This is a genomic window from Pseudomonas sp. NPDC086251, from assembly GCF_044746405.1.
In the GTDB taxonomy this organism is placed as follows: domain Bacteria; phylum Pseudomonadota; class Gammaproteobacteria; order Pseudomonadales; family Pseudomonadaceae; genus Aquipseudomonas.
Window position 1 is genome coordinate 37509 of the sequence record NZ_JBIVBY010000009.1, and the last position, 19634, is coordinate 57142.

23 protein-coding genes and 1 tRNA gene are annotated in these 19634 nt (G+C 55.8%); 20 read left to right on the forward strand and 4 right to left on the reverse strand.

Translation table 11 applies throughout. The annotated features are described in order from the left end of the window. Positions 1–868: 868 nt before the first annotated feature. From ACIPL2_RS12785 to ACIPL2_RS12805, 5 genes are all read left to right on the forward strand, one after another. On the forward strand, positions 869–1069 hold the full coding sequence (locus ACIPL2_RS12785) for a hypothetical protein (protein WP_401356691.1): 201 nt from the start codon (positions 869–871) through the stop codon (positions 1067–1069). A gap of 215 nt (positions 1070–1284) precedes the next feature. Next, positions 1285–1773 (forward strand): hypothetical protein, encoded by a 489-nt coding sequence (locus ACIPL2_RS12790; protein WP_401356694.1) that lies wholly within the window; start codon positions 1285–1287, stop codon positions 1771–1773. 64 nt (positions 1774–1837) lie between these two features. After that, on the forward strand, positions 1838–2056 hold the full coding sequence (locus tag ACIPL2_RS12795; RefSeq protein ID WP_401356696.1) for a hypothetical protein: 219 nt from the start codon (positions 1838–1840) through the stop codon (positions 2054–2056). 276 nt (positions 2057–2332) lie between these two features. Continuing rightward, positions 2333–2524 (forward strand): helix-turn-helix transcriptional regulator, encoded by a 192-nt coding sequence (locus ACIPL2_RS12800; protein WP_401356698.1) that lies wholly within the window; start codon positions 2333–2335, stop codon positions 2522–2524. A gap of 58 nt (positions 2525–2582) precedes the next feature. After that, positions 2583–2843, forward strand: a complete 261-nt coding sequence (locus ACIPL2_RS12805; protein WP_401356700.1) for a helix-turn-helix transcriptional regulator — start codon at positions 2583–2585, stop codon at positions 2841–2843. An 897-nt stretch (positions 2844–3740) separates the two neighbouring features. On the opposite strand, the gene ACIPL2_RS12810 is transcribed toward ACIPL2_RS12805, so the two are convergent. Continuing rightward, positions 3741–4190, reverse strand: coding sequence for a carboxypeptidase regulatory-like domain-containing protein (locus ACIPL2_RS12810; RefSeq protein WP_401356702.1), 450 nt, complete (start codon positions 4188–4190; stop codon positions 3741–3743). 260 nt (positions 4191–4450) lie between these two features. Between ACIPL2_RS12810 and ACIPL2_RS12815 the strand changes: the two genes are divergently transcribed. The 6 genes from ACIPL2_RS12815 (at position 4451) to vapC (ending at position 8275) form a co-directional block, all read left to right on the forward strand. Next, positions 4451–5509, forward strand: coding sequence for a YhcG family protein (locus tag ACIPL2_RS12815; protein ID WP_401356704.1), 1059 nt, complete (start codon positions 4451–4453; stop codon positions 5507–5509). A gap of 68 nt (positions 5510–5577) precedes the next feature. Then, a complete protein-coding gene (locus ACIPL2_RS12820) occupies positions 5578–6552 on the forward strand; it encodes an alpha/beta fold hydrolase (RefSeq protein ID WP_401356707.1) in 975 nt (324 codons plus the stop codon). Positions 6553–6589: 37 nt separating this feature from the next. Continuing rightward, positions 6590–7006, forward strand: coding sequence for a hypothetical protein (locus ACIPL2_RS12825; RefSeq protein WP_401356709.1), 417 nt, complete (start codon positions 6590–6592; stop codon positions 7004–7006). Between the two features lie 6 nt (positions 7007–7012). After that, positions 7013–7465, forward strand: coding sequence for a hypothetical protein (locus tag ACIPL2_RS12830; protein ID WP_401356711.1), 453 nt, complete (start codon positions 7013–7015; stop codon positions 7463–7465). Between the two features lie 172 nt (positions 7466–7637). After that, entirely contained in the window at positions 7638–7871 is a 234-nt protein-coding gene (gene vapB, locus ACIPL2_RS12835; RefSeq protein WP_401356713.1) for a type II toxin-antitoxin system VapB family antitoxin, read from the forward strand. After that, complete coding sequence (vapC, locus tag ACIPL2_RS12840; RefSeq protein WP_401356716.1) at positions 7868–8275, forward strand: tRNA(fMet)-specific endonuclease VapC; 408 nt, start codon at positions 7868–7870, stop codon at positions 8273–8275. Before vapB ends, vapC begins: the two co-directional genes overlap by 4 nt. A 72-nt stretch (positions 8276–8347) precedes the next feature. Here vapC and gabP read toward each other — a convergent pair whose 3' ends face one another. Beyond that, positions 8348–9739, reverse strand: coding sequence for a GABA permease (gabP, locus tag ACIPL2_RS12845; RefSeq protein ID WP_401356718.1), 1392 nt, complete (start codon positions 9737–9739; stop codon positions 8348–8350). Between the two features lie 562 nt (positions 9740–10301). On the opposite strand from gabP, the gene ACIPL2_RS12850 reads away from it, so the two are divergent. The 9 genes from ACIPL2_RS12850 to ACIPL2_RS12890 all read left to right on the forward strand — a co-directional run bounded on the left by ACIPL2_RS12850 (position 10302) and on the right by ACIPL2_RS12890 (position 17530). Continuing rightward, on the forward strand, positions 10302–11075 hold the full coding sequence (locus ACIPL2_RS12850; protein ID WP_150735486.1) for an ABC transporter ATP-binding protein: 774 nt from the start codon (positions 10302–10304) through the stop codon (positions 11073–11075). 13 nt (positions 11076–11088) lie between these two features. Continuing rightward, a complete protein-coding gene (locus tag ACIPL2_RS12855) occupies positions 11089–11835 on the forward strand; it encodes an ABC transporter substrate-binding protein (protein WP_401356720.1) in 747 nt (248 codons plus the stop codon). A 78-nt stretch (positions 11836–11913) separates the two neighbouring features. After that, a complete protein-coding gene (locus ACIPL2_RS12860; RefSeq protein ID WP_401356723.1) occupies positions 11914–12609 on the forward strand; it encodes an ABC transporter permease in 696 nt (231 codons plus the stop codon). Beyond that, positions 12606–13295, forward strand: coding sequence for an ABC transporter permease (locus tag ACIPL2_RS12865; RefSeq protein ID WP_401356725.1), 690 nt, complete (start codon positions 12606–12608; stop codon positions 13293–13295). The genes ACIPL2_RS12860 and ACIPL2_RS12865 overlap by 4 nt, the downstream gene beginning before the upstream one ends. Beyond that, entirely contained in the window at positions 13276–14505 is a 1230-nt protein-coding gene (locus ACIPL2_RS12870; RefSeq protein WP_401356727.1) for a methyltransferase, read from the forward strand. Before ACIPL2_RS12865 ends, ACIPL2_RS12870 begins: the two co-directional genes overlap by 20 nt. A 334-nt stretch (positions 14506–14839) precedes the next feature. Beyond that, entirely contained in the window at positions 14840–15367 is a 528-nt protein-coding gene (locus ACIPL2_RS12875) for a serine acetyltransferase (protein ID WP_401356729.1), read from the forward strand. A gap of 102 nt (positions 15368–15469) precedes the next feature. Further along, a tRNA-Thr gene (locus ACIPL2_RS12880) sits at positions 15470–15545 on the forward strand. A 507-nt stretch (positions 15546–16052) separates the two neighbouring features. After that, a complete protein-coding gene (locus ACIPL2_RS12885) occupies positions 16053–16541 on the forward strand; it encodes an Hcp family type VI secretion system effector (RefSeq protein WP_401356731.1) in 489 nt (162 codons plus the stop codon). Positions 16542–16552: 11 nt separating this feature from the next. Beyond that, complete coding sequence (locus ACIPL2_RS12890) at positions 16553–17530, forward strand: hypothetical protein (RefSeq protein WP_401356733.1); 978 nt, start codon at positions 16553–16555, stop codon at positions 17528–17530. 455 nt (positions 17531–17985) lie between these two features. Here the strand turns inward: ACIPL2_RS12890 and ACIPL2_RS12895 are convergent, their stop codons facing one another. Continuing rightward, positions 17986–18828, reverse strand: coding sequence for an oxidoreductase (locus tag ACIPL2_RS12895; protein WP_401356735.1), 843 nt, complete (start codon positions 18826–18828; stop codon positions 17986–17988). Between the two features lie 66 nt (positions 18829–18894). After that, positions 18895–19605, reverse strand: a complete 711-nt coding sequence (locus ACIPL2_RS12900) for an SDR family NAD(P)-dependent oxidoreductase (RefSeq protein ID WP_059406390.1) — start codon at positions 19603–19605, stop codon at positions 18895–18897. Positions 19606–19634: the final 29 nt, after the last annotated feature.

The following is a 19634-nucleotide window of genomic DNA, read 5'->3' on the forward strand; positions in this document are numbered from 1 at the left end:
GCGGTAACCAGCATTGGTTACCAGATCGATCGGTTGCCAGACGCTAGGTTTCCACTGTGGTTTCCACGGCATTGCAGTGATTTTCACTGGTCGAACGCCAGTTTGCGAAACAACCCCATGGATGACCCGCGCCAGCCGTTCCGATGTCAGGTTTTATCAGGTTCCGGCGTGTTGAAAACGACACACTGAGTAGGAATCAACACGGTGTCGAGTGACCGCTACTTTGACCACCCTTTGACGGAATGTGAGACAGGCATGAGACAAAACCCGCGCCGTGTAGGCGTCTGAGGCTTATTCCATGCGGGGAGCCGTCAAACAAGCCGCCATATAGGCGTCTCATACCCCCGACATACCCCAGACGGATTCTAGACAGGCCCTAGACGGATTGTGACCCTGCCGAACAGCCCGATCACCCGGAAAGCAGCGCACCACCTGATGCGCGGAGGATCACCCGCATCCGAACGCCGCACCCCGTCAAGGATGGCTAGAACCTTGACCAGCCTTGACGAAATATTTGACAGGGTTAGACGGATTGGCGGACCACGATGCGCCTGCGCCTGGCTGGACGCCTTGATCTGTAAGGGCTGGCGAGGACTTATCGGGTTGACAGTGACCGCGGTCCGTCAAATATTCTCTGGATGCCCGTCAAGGGATATTTATAAGTGGTAGCCGGCGCCAGTATGGGAAAACCCGCAGGCTTGCCAGGGAATCCCTGAGCACCGAAATTACCAGTTCCGGTAGTCTCGAATGATATTGGTAGTCTCGCCCCGCCGTGCGCGCCAGCAAACTACCGGGATCACGGCAGTTATCAGATAATGGAACCTGTTCAACGGCTGTTCAACATGACAATACCTGCGAGGGCTTCCCCATGTCCGTTATCGACTGTGATTACCTCCCTACCGACAAAGTGAAGATTCCCGCCGAGCTGGCGCTGCTGATTATCAGGAAGGCTGCCGCTATGGCGGCGACGTTCGAGGAGCAAGTACTTGACCAACTCACTAAGGACGCCCGGCGCGGCCTCTTGCTGGGGTCGGAGCCGCGTCGAGTCATCCGGGAAATGCGTCTCTAGCAGCATCGAACGACGTTGAATGAATCGTTGCGAAAACCGAACCCCATGAATGAGGCAAAAACCCCCAAAAACAACGCCGAACGCCCTCTTGGGGAAACACCCCATGAATGACCTCGAACGAGCCCCGAACGGCCGCTGCGAAAGCGATCGCTGCGCCTTTGCGCCCCCCCAGCAATCCAAGTGCTAGAGTCTTGAGCTTACATTGGAGGGATACCATGAAGCTGAAGGTCTTGGGATTGATTGTTTTGGGCATCGCGATGGTGGGATGCGCAACCTCGCGCCCTATAGATCGTGTGGAGTTTAATGAGTCGGAGTATTCGCGAGTTCCTGAGATCGGGACCGGGATCATCACTGGTCAAGTGTTTATGAAGACGGTCGGGGGTGACGTTAAATACGGCGCAGGGAGCCCGGTAACGCTATTTCCCGTAACAAGCTACAGCGAGCAGTGGTATGACGTGATGTTCGTTCAGCACAAGACTCTAGCAACGCCTAACCCGAAGGCGGATAAATACATTAGGACTGTTCAGGCGGACGGAAATGGTAATTTCCAGTTTACGGACGTGCCTCCTGGCAACTACTTCATAAACTCAATCGTGCAATGGCAGTCGCCGACCCAGTTCGGGCTATCTACACAAGGCGGCATGATCGCTAATCGCATCACCGTGGAAAACGGGAAGACCACGCGAACCATGATCACTCGCTGACCTTTCACAGGAAACTGACCTGACTCGCTGCTAGGCTTTCGTTTTCTCGAATGGAGTCGAAGCAATGCCCTCCCCTGAATACTCTCTCCCAGATGTCGTTGAGCGCATGTATCACAACCAACTTGCCTTGGAGGCAGCTCTGATGGAGCTGACCCTGTTAGTCGAAAGCCAGGGGTATGACGAAGCCGGCGACAATATTCGGACTGCCTTGAACGTGATCGGCGAAAACGCCGGACATATCAATCAGGGGTTGGCCAGACTCAAGGCTCAGGGCGCGACATAAGCCACCAGCAGAACAAGGATTGCGTATGGACGATGAATGCGAAGTGGTGTTCGTTGTCGGCCTGGCAACGATGCTTGGCCGAACTGAAGCGTCGATCAGAGAGGGAATTCGCCGGGGCGTGGACTGGCTGCCCAAGAGTTTCAGGATGGGCACCAGACATTGCTGGCTCAAGGAGGACGTGCGGGAGTTCCTACGCGCATGCCGGGACGGCGAGAACAAGGCGCCGAAGGTCGGTAGACCGCGGCAGACACCGCCAACACTGAGAAATATCAGGAGATGAAAGAAGGCATCGATCGTTTCCTGCGCCTCGACGAGGTGCTTCATATCACCGGCCTTGGCCGAAACACGGTTTATCGCCGGATCAGGGAAGGCACCTTCCCAAAACAGGTCAGGATAGGCCCCAACTCAGTAGCCTGGCGTCAGTCAGCAATCGCTAAATGGATGTCCGATCCGAACCAGGGCAACTGAAGGCTTTGACGACGGGAGATGATCTTTTGTGGAGCGCCAGTGGTACGAGGAGAAGCCGATGAGTAACACCCAAGATAAACAACCGATCGAGTTCATTCGTCTACCTGAAGTAAAAAAGCTCACAAGCCTCAGCACCGCCACGATCTACAGGATGGCGGTCAGCGGTAAGTTCCCGAGGCAAGTAAAGCTGGGCGACCAGGCCGTAGCCTGGATCAAGTCTGAGGTGCTGGCCTGGAATCAACAGAAAGTCGACGATGCGCGCGCTGCAGAATCCCCCGCGGCTCCGTCAGAACGACAACTGACAAAACCAACCCCATGAATGAGCGGGGTCAATACCCGGCAATCACCACATCATGGTGGTCGTCACGTCACACCGTCACGCAACACGCTTTGTAAATTAAAGACATGGCGCGGCATCTGCCCTACCGAAATGGAAGTTCAGGGCCGGTGGCGCGAGCTACTTTCGCCGGCTATACACACCCCCTGGGCATCGCTTAAACAATGGCTATACACACCCCCCAGGCATCGATGATTTTCCCGGGCTCGGAATGGCCACCGAGCAGTGAGCAGTGAGCGAAAAAATGCGCTATCTGACCATCAGAAAGTTTTCCAGCGAGTCTGGATACACAGAGGCGGCCATCCGGGCAAAAATACAAGACGGAACCTGGATGAAGGATTACGTTTGGCGAAAGGCGCCCGATGGACGAATACTGATCGATGTAGCGGGCTACGAAGCTTGGGTAGAGATGGGTAAACCATCAACGGCTAATCGAGGAGATAAGTCTCGGTCAGGACAGAGCCCCGCGCCACCGATTAGCAAAGGGTCAAAACTCGGAAGTCCGAAGCCACTGGTTTGATACCGTCTGTCCGACTGACAGGGCTACGAAAACACTACTGGCGGTGACGCGTAGATGATGGAAAAACGGTGCAAGATTGTAAAAAGTGAGTAGATTTGTGAGTAGATTGCATTTACCGCATACATATTATTCATCTAATACAATAGGTTAGATCACAAGTTCGATTCCGTCTCTGGCACCAAATACCGAAAACCCTGAATCGCAAGATTCAGGGTTTTTTTATGCCTGGGATTTGGTGAGGCACGATTGCAGTCACTACCGAAGTGCTGGACGAAGCTTCAATTCCCCAGCTCCTGTCACCACGCCAGCAAGCGCCCGTAACGTTTTTGAGCTGAACTCGCGACACGACGTGTGGGCAGCTATTCATCACCATTCCAGTGAAAAACCAGATTACGAGCAGTACCGCCTCCGACGTCCGTTGTGTCATGCCGCGCCTCTCCATTGCGGGTCGCGACAACGGTGTACTTGCCGGGAGGCAGTTGAACGTAAACCAGCGGGCCCGCCTGGCTCAACGTCAGCACGGGCTGCCCTTGGGCTTTCTGAATGACCACATCGACATCTGGAATGTATTTGTTTTCCACTCCGACGGAGAAGGTCATGTGCAGGTTGTACCCCGTGGTCTGCTGGATGGCCTTCGCCTCATCCTCGCCAATACCACCGGACAGGTAAGTAATCCCGTTTTGCTCTTGTCGCTGGACTTGCACGCCTGAGTTATCGACCGGATCAAGGCTGGCCGCCTGCAACATGACGGGGAACATCAGCAGACCGACAGCAGCCAAAGGCAGCAAGAATGCGTGGACATGTTTCATGATGGGCACTCCCGGGTTCCGCAGAACCCAATCGTTACTCTTTTTAGATTTCTCGCTGAGCGCCCGCGTTTTAGATTGATTAGTACTTGAGTCCACTGCGAATTGGACTACGCACTGTATTCCTCAAATCTGCGCAGCCGTCGGCTTGCTCCTGCAAACCTGTCCGGTATTTCCTGCCGATTTACCAGAGGCGCCCTGCATCATCAGCCAGCGCTCTTTTGCCATCCTCTTTCGCTGTGCCTCCAACTGCGGAAGACTTCATGAGCATCGTCAAACCCGATAACACCCAAGATCCACAACTGGCCTCACTGCTTGGCAATCTGGGCGAGCTGATCCGTCAGGCACGCCTGAAAGTGCTGCGAGCGGTCGATACCGCTCAGGTGCAAACCTGCTGGCAGATCGGGCGGCATATTGTCGAGTTTGAGCAGGAAGGTGCCCGAAGGGCGGTTTACGGCAAACAGTTGCTGGCGACGCTGGCGAAGGTGCTGACAGCGCAATTCGGAAAAGGCTTTGACGCCTCCAACCTTCGCTACATGCGCCTGTTCTATCAAGCATTCCCAATTTGTGACGCACTGCGTCACGAATTGAGCTGGACCCACTACCGCAGGCTGCTGCGGGTCGACAGTGACAAGGCACGCAACTGGTACATGGACGAAGCAGCCAACCAAAACTGGTCAAGCCGCGCCCTGGAGCGCCAGATCAACACCCTCTACTACGAGCGCCTGCTGCTGAGTCGGGACAAGTCTTCCGTCATGCAGGAAGCGACTACGAACATCCAGGCAATCAACGACAGTCCCAGGGAGTTCATCCGAGATCCCGTGATGCTGGAATTTCTCGGCCTGCCCAGCGCAGGAATCGTTCTGGAAACCGAACTGGAACAAGCCCTCATCGAGCAGCTTCAGGGCTTCCTGCTTGAACTGGGCAAGGGTTTCGCGTTCATCGCCCGCCAGCAACGCATCAGTACCGAAGGCAGGGACTTCTACATTGATCTGGTGTTCTACAACTACCTGCTCAAATGCTTTGTCATCTTCGATCTCAAACGCGGCGAACTGACCCATCAGGATGTCGGGCAGATGGACATGTATGTACGCATGTACGACGACCTCAAGCGCAGCGAAGAAGACGGGCCGACTGTCGGCATCATTCTTTGCGCGCAAAAAAACGAGTCGGTAGTGAGGTACTCGGTGTTACAGGGCAACGAACAACTGTTCGCCAGCAAGTACAAGCGGGTGCTACCGAGCGAAGAGGAACTGCGCGCGGAGCTGGATCGCGAACGAGCGGCACTTGAAGAGCGGCTGCTCGATCAGATTCCCCTGTAAATACGGATGGATTGTCCGCAAGCAGCGCGAAGACTATTGTTGGCAGCTACCCGCAAAGGTCAAAACCGATGAATTTGCAGGACATGCCTTCACTGGCGCCCACTCAAATCGAGTTACCGCTGCCAACCTCCACTGTCGGCGAACCGTTCAAGGAACCCGCCGCAGACGGCTACCTCCTGGGTGGCTTCAGCTGGCGGCATGAACATCAGGACAGCCGCCGCCCGGTAGTGATCATCAACGCCGCCACCTCGGTCCGTTGTCGCCACTACTCGCGTTTCGCTGATTACCTGTTTGCCCATGGCTTCGACGTCATCACCTATGACTACCGCGGCATCGGCGAGTCGCGACACGGTTCACTGAAAGGGCTTCACGCTTCATGGACCGACTGGGGCGCGCTGGACTTTGAGGCGATGCTCAAGCGCGCTCAACGTGAATTCCCCGGCCAGCCCATCGATGTCGTCGGCCACAGCTTTGGAGGCTGTGCAGCGGGCCTGGAAGCGTCCGGGCATGTAATTCGGCACTTGGTGACGGTCGGCGCGCAATTCGCTTACTGGCGCGACTATGCGCCCGCCCACCGCTGGCGGATGTTTGGCAAGTGGCACATGGTGATGCCCTTGATGACAATGCTTTGCGGGTACTTCCCCGGAAAACGCCTGGGCTGGCTGGAAGACACACCCGCCGGCGTCGTACGCGACTGGAGTACACCGACGTCTCGCTACGAGAAGCGTCCCAGCGGTCACGCTATTAACACCAAAACCGGCAGCCTGCCCTTCGCCAACGTCACCGCGAAAACCCTGGCCATCAGCATCAGCGACGATCCATACGGCACGATCCCGGCCATCGAACGCCTGCTCGGCTACTTCACCCGCAGTCAAAACAGCCACCTGCGAATCGCCCCCGAGGACATTGGTGAAAAAGAAGTCGGACATTTCGCCTTTTTTCGTAGCCCATACCAAGCCACACTATGGCCCATTGCATTGTCCTGGCTGCAAAACGGCGAACTGGCCCTTGATACCCCCGGGCGGCTAGTGCCACGCAGTTGATCGACCTGCCCCTCTCAACGAAATACGGAACGAGCCCATGCCATCCGCGAACAAGCAGCAAAAACGCGCCACCCGCGCCAAAGCGAAGGCCAAGCAGAACCGCACCCAACGCGCCGCCGCGCCGGTCGAGCTGGACCCGAACGACGATCGCATCGACTTTGAATCGGTGGACCTGACTGAACTGTTCAAAGAAATGATCGACGCGCAAAAGACCAGCCAACAAGCCATGTGCATGGCCTTCCTCGAACACCCGCTGCTCGCGCTGGTGCTGGAGCAGGAGGGCGAAGAAACCGCGACAGACTTCATCCTCGCGGCGCTGATCGAATACCGTCAATGGTCCGCCGAGGTCGACGAAGCCGCCGCCCTGGCGTGGATCGAATCGCCAGCCTTCCAGGCTGATTATGTGGCGGCGTCCGACGCCATCGCAGCCCAAACCCAACAGAAACCGAACTGAGTTCCCATGGCCTCCCTGAACAAGCAACAGAAACGCGCCAAACGCGCCAAGATCAAAGCCAAGCAAATCAATATCCACGGCAGAAAACCCGCCGAGCTGGACGATGACCTGGGCGACATCGGCGAGCCGATCCCGGAATACACCTTGGCGATGTTCAGCAAAATGCGCGACGCCGAAGCCATCGGCCGCAACGACATGCTGCTGACCCTGCTGTCGAACCTCGCCGAGATCATCAGCGACCATCCAGAACTGCTGGACATGGAAAACGCCGACAACGAAGCCATGGCCGCCACCCACCTGGCCGCCGACATGCTGATCGATTACCGCATGTGGGCCGACGGCATGGACCGCGACACCGCACAGGCATGGTTGACCGATCCGCAGTTCATCACCGACTTCGGCAGTGCGCTGGACAGCTATCGCCAGTCGCTGGATGCGCAGGAAGAAAAGGCTGAGTAAACACTCGCCTCAGAAGCTAAAACGGCCGCTTGTCATCACTGACAGCGGCCATTTTTATGGAAGCTACAAACTCTCTTACACTTCGTCAGCCACTACGTATATCCCATTGACATATCCCACATAAAAACTATCCTTTGGACTCACCACACCAGCAAAAGAGGATGAGGTCAAAATGGAACAAACCACCCTTTTCATGAGCAATCGAAGCCAAGCTGTTCGCTTGCCCAAGGCCGTAGCCATGCCAGGTGATGTGAAAAGAGTTGATGTGATCGCCATCGGCAGAGCTCGAATCATTACCCCTGCCGGAGAAGCCTGGGACAGTTGGTTCGATGGCGAAGGTGTGAGTACCGACTTCATGACCGACCGCGAACAGCCTGCTGATCAGGAGCGTGAGTCGTTCCAATGATAAAATTCATGCTCGATACCAACATCTGCATTTTCACCATCAAAAACAAGCCACAGGTTGTGCGCGAGGCGTTCAATCGTCATCACGGCCAGTTATGCATCAGCGCCGTCACACTAATGGAGCTGATTTACGGCGCCGAAAAATCTGCATCGCCGGAAAAGAACCTCGCTGTCATCGAGGGTTTTGCTGCCCGCCTTGAGATCTTGCCTTTCGATAATGATGCCGCCGCTCACACCGGAATGATCCGTTCAGAACTGGCAAAAGTGGGGACACCGATTGGCCCTTACGATCAGATGATTGCCGGCCATGCTCGATCACGTGGATTCACCGTAATAACAAACAACATTCGAGAGTTTGACCGGGTACCTGGCTTACGGGTTGAGGACTGGGTCCACCCCGCTTGAACCATTACCTGAAAAACAAAAACGGCCGCTTGTCATCACTGACAGCGGCCGTTTTGCGTCACGCAGTACGAATCAGTTCAGCACGACCGCGCCAACCTTCTGCAGCTTGCGACGGCGGGCCACGAACAAACCGGCAGCCACCACGCACAAGCTCAGCAGGCCGGTCGCGAGGATTTCCACGCGGTGGGCGTCCTGGAACAGCATGATGGTCAGGGCCGAGACGATAAAGATGATGACCGCGTAGGTCAGGCCCGGGAACAGCCACATGCTGAAGACGATTTTCTCGCCGCGCGCCATGCGTTGCTTACGCATGCGCAATTGCGAAATCGCGATTACCAGGTACACCAGCAATGCGATAGCGCCGGAGCTCGCCAGCAGGAATTCGAACACCGCGGCTGGGGCCACGTAGTTGGCGAAGGTTGCCAGGAAGGCTGCGCCAGTGGACAACATCACCGCCCAGTAAGGCGTGCCACTTTTGTTGGTACGCGTGGACACGGCCGGCGCATCGCCGCGCTTGCCCAGGGAAAACATCATACGCGACGAGGTGTAGAGCGCCGAGTTCAGGCAGCTGGTCACAGCGACCAATACCACAATGTCGACGATCATCTTGGCGTTCGGGATACCCATGCGCTCAAGCACGGTCTGGTAGGAGCCAAGGCTGGCCAGAACCGGGTCGTTCCATGGCACCAAGGCCACAACGATGAAGATCGAGACGAGGTAGAACAAACCAATCCGCCAGATCACCGAGTTGGTGGCCTTGGAGATTTGTTTGCCAGGGTTTTTCGATTCCGCGGCCGCGATGGTCACGATCTCGGTACCCATGAAGGAGAACATGGTGGTCAGGATGGCGCCCAGTACAGCGCCCATGCCGTTTGGCAGGAAGCCCTGGGTATCGAACAGGTGCGAAACGCCGCTGACCTGGCTGTTCGGCAGGAAGCCAAAGATCGCTGCGACACCGAGAATGATGAAACCGATGATCGCCAGAACCTTGATCAGGGCGAACCAGAATTCGAACTCACCGTAGTTCTTCACGCTGAACAGGTTGGTCACTGTCAGCAGCATCGTGATGACCAGAGCGAAGGCCCAGATATCTACGCCAGGGAACCAGGCATGCAGGATCGTTGCGGCAGCGTTAGCCTCCAGCGGAATGACCAGCACCCAGAACCACCAGTACAACCAACCGATGGTGAAGCCGGCCCAGTGACCGATCGCGCGGTCGGCGTACGTCGAGAAGGAGCCAGTGTCTGGCGACGCGACGGCCATTTCGCCGAGCATGCGCATTACCAACACCACCAGCATGCCGGCGGCGGCATAGGCCAACAGTACAGCCGGGCCCGCTGCAGCGATGGCGTGACCCGAGCCGACGAACAGGCCGGCGCCGATAACCCCGGCAATCGACAGCATGGTCACATGACGCGGTTTGAGCCCCTGTTCGAGGCCATTGGAGCTTTGGGTACTGCTCATTGAAACTACCTTTGTAAGGAAAAGCGATGACGTCCACCCGGCCTGGCGTTCCTTCTCGTAAAAAGAAACCAACAGGGCGTTCCGGATTCTGCACGCAATAATTGCGCCAAAATATTACAAAACCCTCTGCCTCGGGGCTTTCCTCCTGACCGGACAGTCATCGCAAGTCATTGAGATTAATGGCAATTCGCCAGAGCGTTACCCAGCGACCCACTTTTAGAACGAAACCGCGCACCAGAAACACACTCAAAAAACGCTGGACGCACAATAAAAGTGCGGATCCGGAACGTTTGGCCGGATAGCGCTTCCAACACCCCGCCAAAGCTGGCAACATCGCGCCCTTTTTTGGAACAGCCCCGCGCTTTTTATCGACTGGCCGGGTTCAAACGGCTGTTCGGTTGATAGCAGCGCGACAGTCTGCTGTACCGATGCGACAACCTGCCATACGCCACCCGTTTACCGCCCGAGGCGCTGTTGGCTGCCATTCAGACGCTATGCTAGCTTGGCCGCCTCGCCAGGAAGGCCAACCAACAGCAGGAGCGAAACACTATGAGGAACGCACATGGCTGAGGCCACGCCCGCGCTTGAAATCCGCAACTTGCACAAACGCTACGGTTCGCTTGAGGTGCTCAAAGGCATCTCGCTGACCGCCCGCGACGGCGATGTGATCTCGATCCTGGGTTCCTCCGGTTCCGGCAAGTCCACGTTCCTGCGTTGCATCAACCTGCTGGAAAACCCTCACCAAGGGCAAATCCTGGTGGCCGGCGAAGAACTCAAACTCAAAGCCGCGAAGAACGGCGAACTGGTCGCTGCCGACAGCAAGCAGATCAATCGCCTGCGCAGCGAGATCGGTTTTGTGTTTCAAAACTTTAATCTGTGGCCGCACATGAGCGTGCTCGACAACATCATCGAAGCCCCGCGCCGTGTGCTCGGCCAAAGCAAAGCGGAAGCCATCGAAGTCGCCGAAGCCTTGCTGGCCAAGGTCGGCATCGCCGACAAGCGCCACGCCTACCCCGCGCAACTCTCCGGCGGTCAGCAACAACGCGCGGCCATCGCCCGCACACTGGCGATGCAGCCCAAGGTCATTCTGTTCGACGAACCCACCTCCGCCCTTGACCCGGAAATGGTCCAGGAAGTACTTAATGTCATCCGCGCATTGGCTGAAGAAGGCCGCACCATGCTGTTGGTCACCCATGAAATGGGTTTCGCCCGCCAGGTGTCCAGCGAAGTGGTGTTCCTCCACCAAGGCCTGGTAGAAGAGCAAGGATCGCCACAGCAGGTGTTCGAAAACCCGCTTTCGGCGCGCTGCAAACAATTCATGTCCAGCAACCGCTAACGGAGCTACCCGCATGCAGAACTACAAAAAAATCTTCCTGGCTGCCGCCGTCACCCTGGCGTTCAGCGCCGGTGCCGCCGCCGAGACCTTGAAGATGGGCATCGAAGCGGCCTACCCGCCGTTCAACAACAAAGATGCCAGTGGCAATGTCGTCGGCTTCGACAAGGAAATCGGCGACGCCCTGTGCGCCAAGATGAAAGTCGAATGCACCGTGGTCACGTCCGACTGGGACGGCATCATCCCAGCCCTGAACGCCAAGAAGTTCGATTTCCTGATCTCCTCGATGTCGATCACCGACGAGCGTAAGCAAGCGGTGGACTTCACCGACCCGTACTACTCCAACAAACTGCAATTCATCGCCAAGAAAGACGTCGACTTCAAAACCGACAAGGCTTCCCTGCAAGGCAAAGTGATCGGCGCACAACGTGCGACCCTCGCCGGCACCTGGCTGGAAGACAACATGGAAGGCGTTGAAGTCAAACTCTACGACACCCAGGAAAACGCCTACCTCGACCTGACCTCCGGTCGTCTCGACGGCATCCTCGCGGACAAATACGTCAACTACGAGTGGCTGAAAAGCGACGCCGGCCGTTCTTATGAGTTCAAAGGCGACCCGGTGGAAGAAAGCGACAAGATCGGTATCGCTGTACGTAAAGGCGATGAGATTCGTACGAAGCTGAACGCCGCACTGAAAGAAATCGTCGCTGACGGCACCTACAAGAAGATCAACGACAAGTACTTCCCGTTCAGCATCTACTGATCCTGACCTGCCGGACCGGCGCCACGTTCTGATGGCGCCAGTCCCTGGCATTGCCTGCCGCGATTTGAAAAGAAAGCCATGACTATCGATCTCTACGGATTCGGCCCGGCGCTCGCCGCTGGCGCGCTGATGACTGTAAAACTGGCACTCTCGGCCTTGTGCGTGGGGCTGGTGCTCGGTCTGCTCGGCGCCTTGGCCAAGACGTCCCCGTACAAGCCGCTGCAATGGCTTGGCGGCACTTACTCGACACTGGTTCGTGGCATCCCGGAATTGCTCTGGGTGCTATTGATCTACTTTGGCACGGTCAACCTGATGCGTGCCCTGGGCGAATTCTTCGGCAACCCCGACCTTGAATTGAACGCCTTTGCGGCTGGCGTGATTGCGCTGGGATTGTGCTTCGGTGCCTACGCCACGGAAGTTTTTCGTGGCGCGATCCTGGCGATTCCCAAAGGTCACCGTGAAGCTGGCGTGGCGTTGGGCCTGTCGAAATTTCGCATCTTCACCCGGCTGATCATGCCGCAGATGTGGCGCATCGCCCTGCCGGGGCTGGGCAACCTGTTCATGATCCTGATGAAAGACACCGCACTGGTGTCGGTCATTGGCCTGGAAGAAATCATGCGTCACGCGCAAATCGGCGTGACCGTGTCCAAGCAGCCGTTCACCTTCTATATGGTGGCCGCCTTCATGTACCTGGGCCTGACGATTCTCGCCATGACCGGCATGTACTTTATGGAAAAACGCGCCGCTCGCGGCTTCGCGAGGAGCACCCAATGAACTGGGAAGTCATCATCAAGTGGCTGCCGAAACTGGCCCAGGGCGCGACGCTGACTCTGGAACTGGTGGCCATTGCCGTAATCGCCGGGTTGTTGCTGGCGATCCCGCTGGGCATTGCTCGTTCGTCACGGCTCTGGTACGTGCGGGCCATTCCCTACGGCTACATCTTCTTTTTCCGTGGCACGCCGTTGCTGGTTCAGTTGTTCCTGGTCTACTACGGCCTGGCGCAGTTCGATGCGATCCGTAACAGCTCGATGTGGCCGTACCTGCGCAATCCGTTCTGGTGCGCGACTGCAACCATGACCTTGCACACGGCGGCGTACATCGCCGAGATCCTGCGCGGCGCGATCCAGGCGATTCCACCGGGCGAGATTGAAGCGGCGCGGGCGCTGGGCATGTCCCGAGCCAAGGCGCTGTTCTACATCATCCTGCCCCGTGCGGCGCGCATCGGCCTGCCGGCGTACAGCAACGAAGTGATCCTGATGCTCAAGGCGAGCGCCCTGGCCAGCACCGTGACCCTGCTGGAACTGACCGGCATGGCTCGGACCATCATTGCCCGGACCTACCTGCCGGTGGAGATCTTCTTCGCCGCGGGCATGTTCTATCTGTTGATGGCCTACGTGCTGGTTCGCGGCTTCAAGTTGCTGGAGCGCTGGCTGCGCGTCGATGCCTGCCAAGGGCGTTGATTCCCACGTGTTGACGGGCGAGGCCCTACTCGCCCGCTTCACGGCGCTGGATGCTTTTCTGACAACGCATCAGGCGTTGTGGAAACCTCGACCGTTTACTCATCTGCAGCTGCCTTGGGAAGCGTCCTACCCGGAATTGGCGTTATGGCTACGCGGGCGGTCATTGGAAGAGGCGGAGCATGCGCACAACCACCCTGCTCTTTTGGAAGCGCCGGAGCCGTTTGCTTCATTGGCGGCGTTATCGCTTGAGCTGAGTGCCGTGGGCGAATTGCCGGCCCACGCGCTAGAAGCGGCCGGGCATCGATTGAATGTCGATGTGCCGGGGCGCAAGTGGCAGCAGATAGAAGCCTTTGCCAGCCGGCTGGCATTTTCTGATGCGCCGACGCATTGGCTGGATTGGTGTTCGGGCAAAGGTCATCTGGGTAGACGCCTGCTGCAACCGGGGCAGCAACTGACTTGCCTGGAATACGACCCGGCGCTGGTCGCCAGTGGCGAGGCGCTCAGCCAACGCCATCAGCTGCGTGCACTGCACGTCGAGCAAGATGTACTCGCTCCCGATGCCGCGTCCTTATTGAACGCCAACCACACGCCGGTCGCACTGCACGCCTGCGGTGATCTGCATGTACGTCTGATCCAGCTCGCCAGTGCAGCGGGTTGCAAACAGCTGGCCATCGCGCCGTGCTGCTACAACCGGATCAGTCTGACCGAGTATCAACCGATTTCCTCTTCGGCCAAGCGTTCCAGCCTACAGCTGTCCCTCGACGATCTCGCGCTACCGATGAGCGAAACCGTCACCGCGGGTGCCCGCGTCCGACGTCAACGCGACACCTCCATGGCCCGCCGCCTGGCGTTCGACCTGCTGCAACGGCAACTTCGCGGCGTTGACGAATACCTGCCCACCCCGTCGCTGCCCAGCGCTTGGCTGGACACATCCTTCGCCGATTACTGCCACCATTTGGCCGCACTTAAAGAGTTATCCACAATTGGCACGCAAGACTGGCCAGCAGTCGAAGCCGCTGGTTGGCAGCGATTGGCTCAAGTGCGCAATCTGGAGCTGCTACGGGGACTTTTCCGACGCCCGCTGGAGCTTTGGCTGATCCTTGATCGGGCACTTTTCCTTTACGACCAAGGCTACGCCATTCGCCTCGGAACCTTCTGCGAAACCCCGCTCACACCGCGTAATTTCCTCCTGTTGGCAGAACGCGCTTAAATAGCCACAGCCTGTGGATAACTCTGTTGATGAAATTTTCATGGATCCAATATCCTTGCCTGTTTCGGGCCTGAAACACTACTGTTCAATTTTCGTACACATGCAGAAAAAACCCGAAAAACAGGCATTTGCGAGCAAACGAGAACGGATCCACATTTTCGGTTTTAAAGAGGTGCGTCGCACAGGCCGTTGTGCATAAGCATTCAGCTAAAAGGACATAACGGCCTAAACCGGGACGGTATAGGCGAAAAATACGCCTCGTATTCAGTGCAAAGGCCAGGCGATACAATCCACCGCTTCCAAGCGTCGTTTGATGCATCCGGAGGGCCACGTTTTGAATCTCGACACCTTGCTATTGCATTGGCAGTCAGAAGTTTCGAACAAGAAAAAACGTGGCAGCCGCATAGGACTCATCAGCAACATTCTCAAGCGAACCCGGAAAAACAACACACTCCGGTACTTGTTCATGTTCCGACTGGCTCAGTACCTGTATTCCGGAAACGCTTTTGCGCGTAGCTACGCCAAGCGTATGGAACGCAAGCTCAACCTCAAATACGGCGTCGACATCAGCATCGACGCCCAGATCGGACCCGGCTTCCGAATCGGCCACCTACCCGGCGTGGTCATCACCGGGAGCGTCAAAATCGGTCGGAATTTTTTCATCCGTCAAAACACGACGATCGGCATCAAGACCCTGGGGCTGGACAACTACAACCTGGTCATCGGTGACAACGTCAGCGTGGGCGCCAACAGCTGCATCATCGCCGACACCCTGTCCATCGGGGACAACGTCACGATCGGGGCCATGTCATTCGTCAACAAAGACCTCCCCGAAGGCACGACCTTTTACAATGCACGCTGACCGCAAGGCCTTTCAGAAAACCTCAGTTGAGGCCTGCGCAAAAATAGTCTGAATTCAGGGGTTTACAGAACCAATCCAATCGCTATAATCGTCGCCCAACACGCCGGTATAGCTCAGTTGGTAGAGCAACTGACTTGTAATCAGTAGGTCCCGGGTTCGACTCCTGGTGCCGGCACCATACGCAATATCGAAAAAGGCTCACCGAAAGGTGGGCCTTTTTTGTTTGTTCGTGTCGCAAAATGCTATGTCCTTGTAAGAGTGATCCCGTTCACGAGGCGAAGATCAGCTTTTGAAAATGATTCGGATGTAATCGCCGTCCCATACCGCCTTTTTCTGACGATCTCCCTAAGCTATCAGAAACGACCTTCATCCCCAGCACCCGACGTTGTAGTACTCCTCTGAAATTTAGGGATTTGCGCTGTACTGCCTTGTGCCTCCCGCAAACCACTGTCTAATGTCCCATGAGTCGTGGCACCCAGCGACAGATCAACCATGCAGTAGAGAACTTTCCTGAGGTCAGCTGATTGATGGCCAGGACAGTCGCGCCGATTTTTTTCTCAGAAGCCTTACCGGCGCGTATGGTGTTTGAAGTAAGAGAATGGATCGGCGAGCTGAAGGCACAGGGTCGCGCCACAAGATCGAATGCTTTGCTATTCAAAAAACCACCAAACAAGGAAGAATGGAAATGGCTCTTGACGCATATCTCAAAATCAATGGTATCCCTGGCGAAGCCCTTGATGAACAACACAAAGACTGGATAGAAATCACGGGGTATCGCTTCGGCACTCATCAAAGCACATCAGCTACAGCCAGCTCTTCAGGCGGTGCCTCATCGGGGCGAACAACCGTCAGCGACTTCACTTTCACCAAAGCTCTGGACAAATCTAGTTGCAAGCTCTTAGAGGCTAGCTGTGCAGGTGAACACCTAAAAGAAGTAGTTTTGATGCTGCATCGTGCTGGGGGAGAAAAACTCAAATACTTCGAGATCACGCTGGAGGAGGTCATAATTTCCGACTACTCACATAGCGCGAATGATGGCGTTCCTACTGAAAGCATTAGCCTAAACTACGGCCGTATAAAAACGACCTACACGCAGCAAAAGCGAGGTGATGGTAGCGGCGGAGGTAATGTCGCAGGTGGTTGGGACCGAATCAATAATAAAAAATACTCCTGAGACCATCACCCATGGCAGAAGTCTATAGCTTCGTAAATTCACACATTCAAAATTACTCATATCTAAAGTCAAATCTACAACTTGGAAAAAACTCCACCACCAAATTTGACATATTGAATTCACACATTCTCAACACCATAGTCTTGCCGGGCGAGATAGTGATAATAGGTGACACCTCAACTCCGGCATGTACATCCGAAGAAGCATTTTATATGAAAATGGCTTTTGAGACCCATTCAGCGTTAATGGCAGGCGGATCACAAGGTGACGGGTTTCTGGTTGAAAACCACGAATTACTAATAAAAATGTTGGGATATTCGTCGCTTGGGATTGGCAGCGTAGGCGGTGCTTGGAGCAAACACTTAGAAGGCATCAAGAAAACCCTTGAAGAAATCGAGGTAGCTCATGCTGACCACCTCAGAAGCAATACAACTAAGAGCCGAGACGCTTTTTACGCAATGCGAAAGGTGCTATTTGCAAAGCTAGATGATCAACTGAAATCCTTTGCAAGCTATGGTTCAGGCTTGCGCAATCAAGGATCAATCAAGGACATGCTAGGCATTTCAACTAAGAGTTTTCTACATACTGGAGTAATTTCAGGGTACGCCAAAACTATTGGCGCCGTTGCAAATGCCTCAAACCTCATAAAAAAAGGTACATACATAGGCATAGGATTAGATGTTGCTGCGGCTGGAGCATCCATCAATAATGCCTGTTCAAGTGGCCGTGAAGACCAATGTAAAAAAGCAAAATATGTTGAAACCAGCAAACTCAGTGGAAGCGTGTTGGCTGGATCAGCAGGCGGTACGATAGGTGCAGCAGCGGCAACCAGCCTCTGCATTGTTGCTTTAGGTATTGCGAGTGGAGGACCAGGTGCATTCGCCTGTGCATTCATTGGAGGTGCAATGGGCGGCGCGGCCGGAGGTTATGTAGGAAGCGAAGGCGGCGAGCTATTTGGCGACGCCATTTACGAGACTTTTGGACAATGAGCCGTGTAGAGTTAGGCATCACTGTCGGAATCGTATTCGCCATGCTGCTTTTGAATATTATCTACATGACGTATTTGATGTTCTACAAGTTGGAAACGGCAGAACACTACTTGATCAAATCCGACTGGATACGCAACAACAAAGCGAACCTTAAGAAAACCGGATGGATAGGAGCTATTTATAGACTTAACGCCATAGCAATAGTGTTATTAATGCCAAAACTCAGCCAAAAAAGAAAATTAATTTCTCTTCCTGAAGTCCAGGCATTCCCGAAAAATATTAAGATAATGATACTGAGCAATTACTTTTTTTTGATTTTATTGTTGCTCTGTCTAATGACTCTTGTAACGTTATCAAAAATTTAGTGTGCTGCCCGCCTGACAGAACAAAGCCCTCGGAGATACGAAGGCTTTGTTGTTTCTCGGGTTTGAGTTTCTATACGGCGAGCATGTCGATCAATCGAACTCCGTCGACCCCGAAAGATGCTCCCAAGCATCAATCTCCGCCTGAAGGCCGGCAATCTTTTCGCGCACCAACCTCACCGCATCCTTACCCAGCAACAGATGAACCGGTGGCTTCTCAGCAGCGACCAACGCCAACAATGCCAGCGCCGCTTTATGCGGATCGCCAGCCTGCTTGCCACTCTTCTCTTCACGTGCCTTGCGGACCGGATCGAACACCGGGTCGTAGTCACTCAAGGTGCGGCCCGAACGGACCATCGAGCGACCTGCCCATTCGGTTCGAAATGAGCCCGGCGCCACGGCTGTCACGTGAATCCCCAGACTCTCCACTTCTTTGGCTAGCGCTTCACTGACACCTTCGAGGGCGAATTTGCTGCCGCTGTAGTAGGCGATGCCCGGCAAGGTGATGAAGCCGGCCATGGAGGTGATGTTGATGATGTGCCCGCTACGCCGCTCGCGCATGCCGGGCAGAACCGCCTTGATCATGGCCACTGCGCCAAAGACGTTGACGTCGAACTGGCGCTGCATCTCCATCAGCGCTGACTCTTCGAGAATGCCTTCATGACCATAACCGGCGTTGTTCACTAATACGTCGATCTGGCCCACCTCGCGCAGGATTTCGGCCACCAGCGGTTCGATCGCCGGGTAATCGGTGACGTCGAGCACGAACGCTTTGGCGCGATCGGCGTCCAGTGCTTCGAACGCGGCTCGCTCGGATTCGCGCCGCACCGTGCCCACCACTGTGTGCCCCGCCGCCAGCGCGGCTTGCGAAAAAGCCAGGCCGAAGCCTGAACTGACGCCAGTAATCAGGAAAACCTTGTGAACGTGGTTGGTCATGGTGCGCTCTCCAAATGAAAACGCCGTCGACAGGTCGACGGCGTTGTGGACAGGTCAAGTCAGGTCTTAGTGACCAGCGCTCTGACCACCATCGACGTGCAGGATTTCGCCGGTGACGAAGTTGGCGTTGTCCAGGTACACGACCGCTTGCGCGATGTCGCTGATTTCGCCCATGTGCCCGACCGGATGCAGGTTCCCCAGTGCTTCATGGGTTTCTTCGCCGTGCATCGGCGTCTTGATGATGCCTGGGGACACCGCGTTTACGCGGATGCCGCGCTTGGCGTATTCGATGGCCAGGGATTTGGTCGCGGCGTTCAGGCCACCTTTGGTCAGCGAAGCCAGTACCGACGGCACGCCATCGATCGCGTGGTCCACCAGGCTGGTGGTGATGTTGACGACGTGGCCACTGCCTTGTTTTTCCATCTCGGCGATGGCGAGTTGGGTGATGTAGAAGAAGCCATTCAGGTTGACCGACAGCACGGCGGCGTAGTCTTCCTGGGTGTAAGCGGTGAATGGTTTGGCGACGAAGATCCCGGCGTTGTTGACCAGGGAATCGATGCGGCCGAAACGGGCGATGGTTTCACGGATCACTTGCTGGGCGACCGCCGGGTCGCCGATGTCGCCGGCCACGGTGAGGATGTCCGGGTCGGTGGACGGTTTGATCGAACGCGACGTGGCGACAACTTTGTAATCCAGGTCACGGAAAGCCTTGACCATGCCTGCGCCGAGACCTTGGGATGCGCCGGTGATAACGATGACTTTTTTCGAATTGCTCATGATGAACCTCTACTAATAAATGATGGTTT

Coding starts and splice junctions, on each gene's coding strand:
- ACIPL2_RS12785 (WP_401356691.1), top strand. CDS start 869: ATGTCCGTTATCGACTGTGATTACCTCCCTACCGACAAAGTGAAGATT.
- ACIPL2_RS12790 (WP_401356694.1), top strand. CDS start 1,285: ATGAAGCTGAAGGTCTTGGGATTGATTGTTTTGGGCATCGCGATGGTG.
- ACIPL2_RS12795 (WP_401356696.1), top strand. CDS start 1,838: ATGCCCTCCCCTGAATACTCTCTCCCAGATGTCGTTGAGCGCATGTAT.
- ACIPL2_RS12800 (WP_401356698.1), top strand. CDS start 2,333: ATGAAAGAAGGCATCGATCGTTTCCTGCGCCTCGACGAGGTGCTTCAT.
- ACIPL2_RS12805 (WP_401356700.1), top strand. CDS start 2,583: ATGAGTAACACCCAAGATAAACAACCGATCGAGTTCATTCGTCTACCT.
- ACIPL2_RS12810 (WP_401356702.1), bottom strand. CDS start 4,190: ATGAAACATGTCCACGCATTCTTGCTGCCTTTGGCTGCTGTCGGTCTG.
- ACIPL2_RS12815 (WP_401356704.1), top strand. CDS start 4,451: ATGAGCATCGTCAAACCCGATAACACCCAAGATCCACAACTGGCCTCA.
- ACIPL2_RS12820 (WP_401356707.1), top strand. CDS start 5,578: ATGAATTTGCAGGACATGCCTTCACTGGCGCCCACTCAAATCGAGTTA.
- ACIPL2_RS12825 (WP_401356709.1), top strand. CDS start 6,590: ATGCCATCCGCGAACAAGCAGCAAAAACGCGCCACCCGCGCCAAAGCG.
- ACIPL2_RS12830 (WP_401356711.1), top strand. CDS start 7,013: ATGGCCTCCCTGAACAAGCAACAGAAACGCGCCAAACGCGCCAAGATC.
- vapB (WP_401356713.1), top strand. CDS start 7,638: ATGGAACAAACCACCCTTTTCATGAGCAATCGAAGCCAAGCTGTTCGC.
- vapC (WP_401356716.1), top strand. CDS start 7,868: ATGATAAAATTCATGCTCGATACCAACATCTGCATTTTCACCATCAAA.
- gabP (WP_401356718.1), bottom strand. CDS start 9,739: ATGAGCAGTACCCAAAGCTCCAATGGCCTCGAACAGGGGCTCAAACCG.
- ACIPL2_RS12850 (WP_150735486.1), top strand. CDS start 10,302: ATGGCTGAGGCCACGCCCGCGCTTGAAATCCGCAACTTGCACAAACGC.
- ACIPL2_RS12855 (WP_401356720.1), top strand. CDS start 11,089: ATGCAGAACTACAAAAAAATCTTCCTGGCTGCCGCCGTCACCCTGGCG.
- ACIPL2_RS12860 (WP_401356723.1), top strand. CDS start 11,914: ATGACTATCGATCTCTACGGATTCGGCCCGGCGCTCGCCGCTGGCGCG.
- ACIPL2_RS12865 (WP_401356725.1), top strand. CDS start 12,606: ATGAACTGGGAAGTCATCATCAAGTGGCTGCCGAAACTGGCCCAGGGC.
- ACIPL2_RS12870 (WP_401356727.1), top strand. CDS start 13,276: ATGCCTGCCAAGGGCGTTGATTCCCACGTGTTGACGGGCGAGGCCCTA.
- ACIPL2_RS12885 (WP_401356731.1), top strand. CDS start 16,053: ATGGCTCTTGACGCATATCTCAAAATCAATGGTATCCCTGGCGAAGCC.
- ACIPL2_RS12890 (WP_401356733.1), top strand. CDS start 16,553: ATGGCAGAAGTCTATAGCTTCGTAAATTCACACATTCAAAATTACTCA.
- ACIPL2_RS12895 (WP_401356735.1), bottom strand. CDS start 18,828: ATGACCAACCACGTTCACAAGGTTTTCCTGATTACTGGCGTCAGTTCA.
- ACIPL2_RS12900 (WP_059406390.1), bottom strand. CDS start 19,605: ATGAGCAATTCGAAAAAAGTCATCGTTATCACCGGCGCATCCCAAGGT.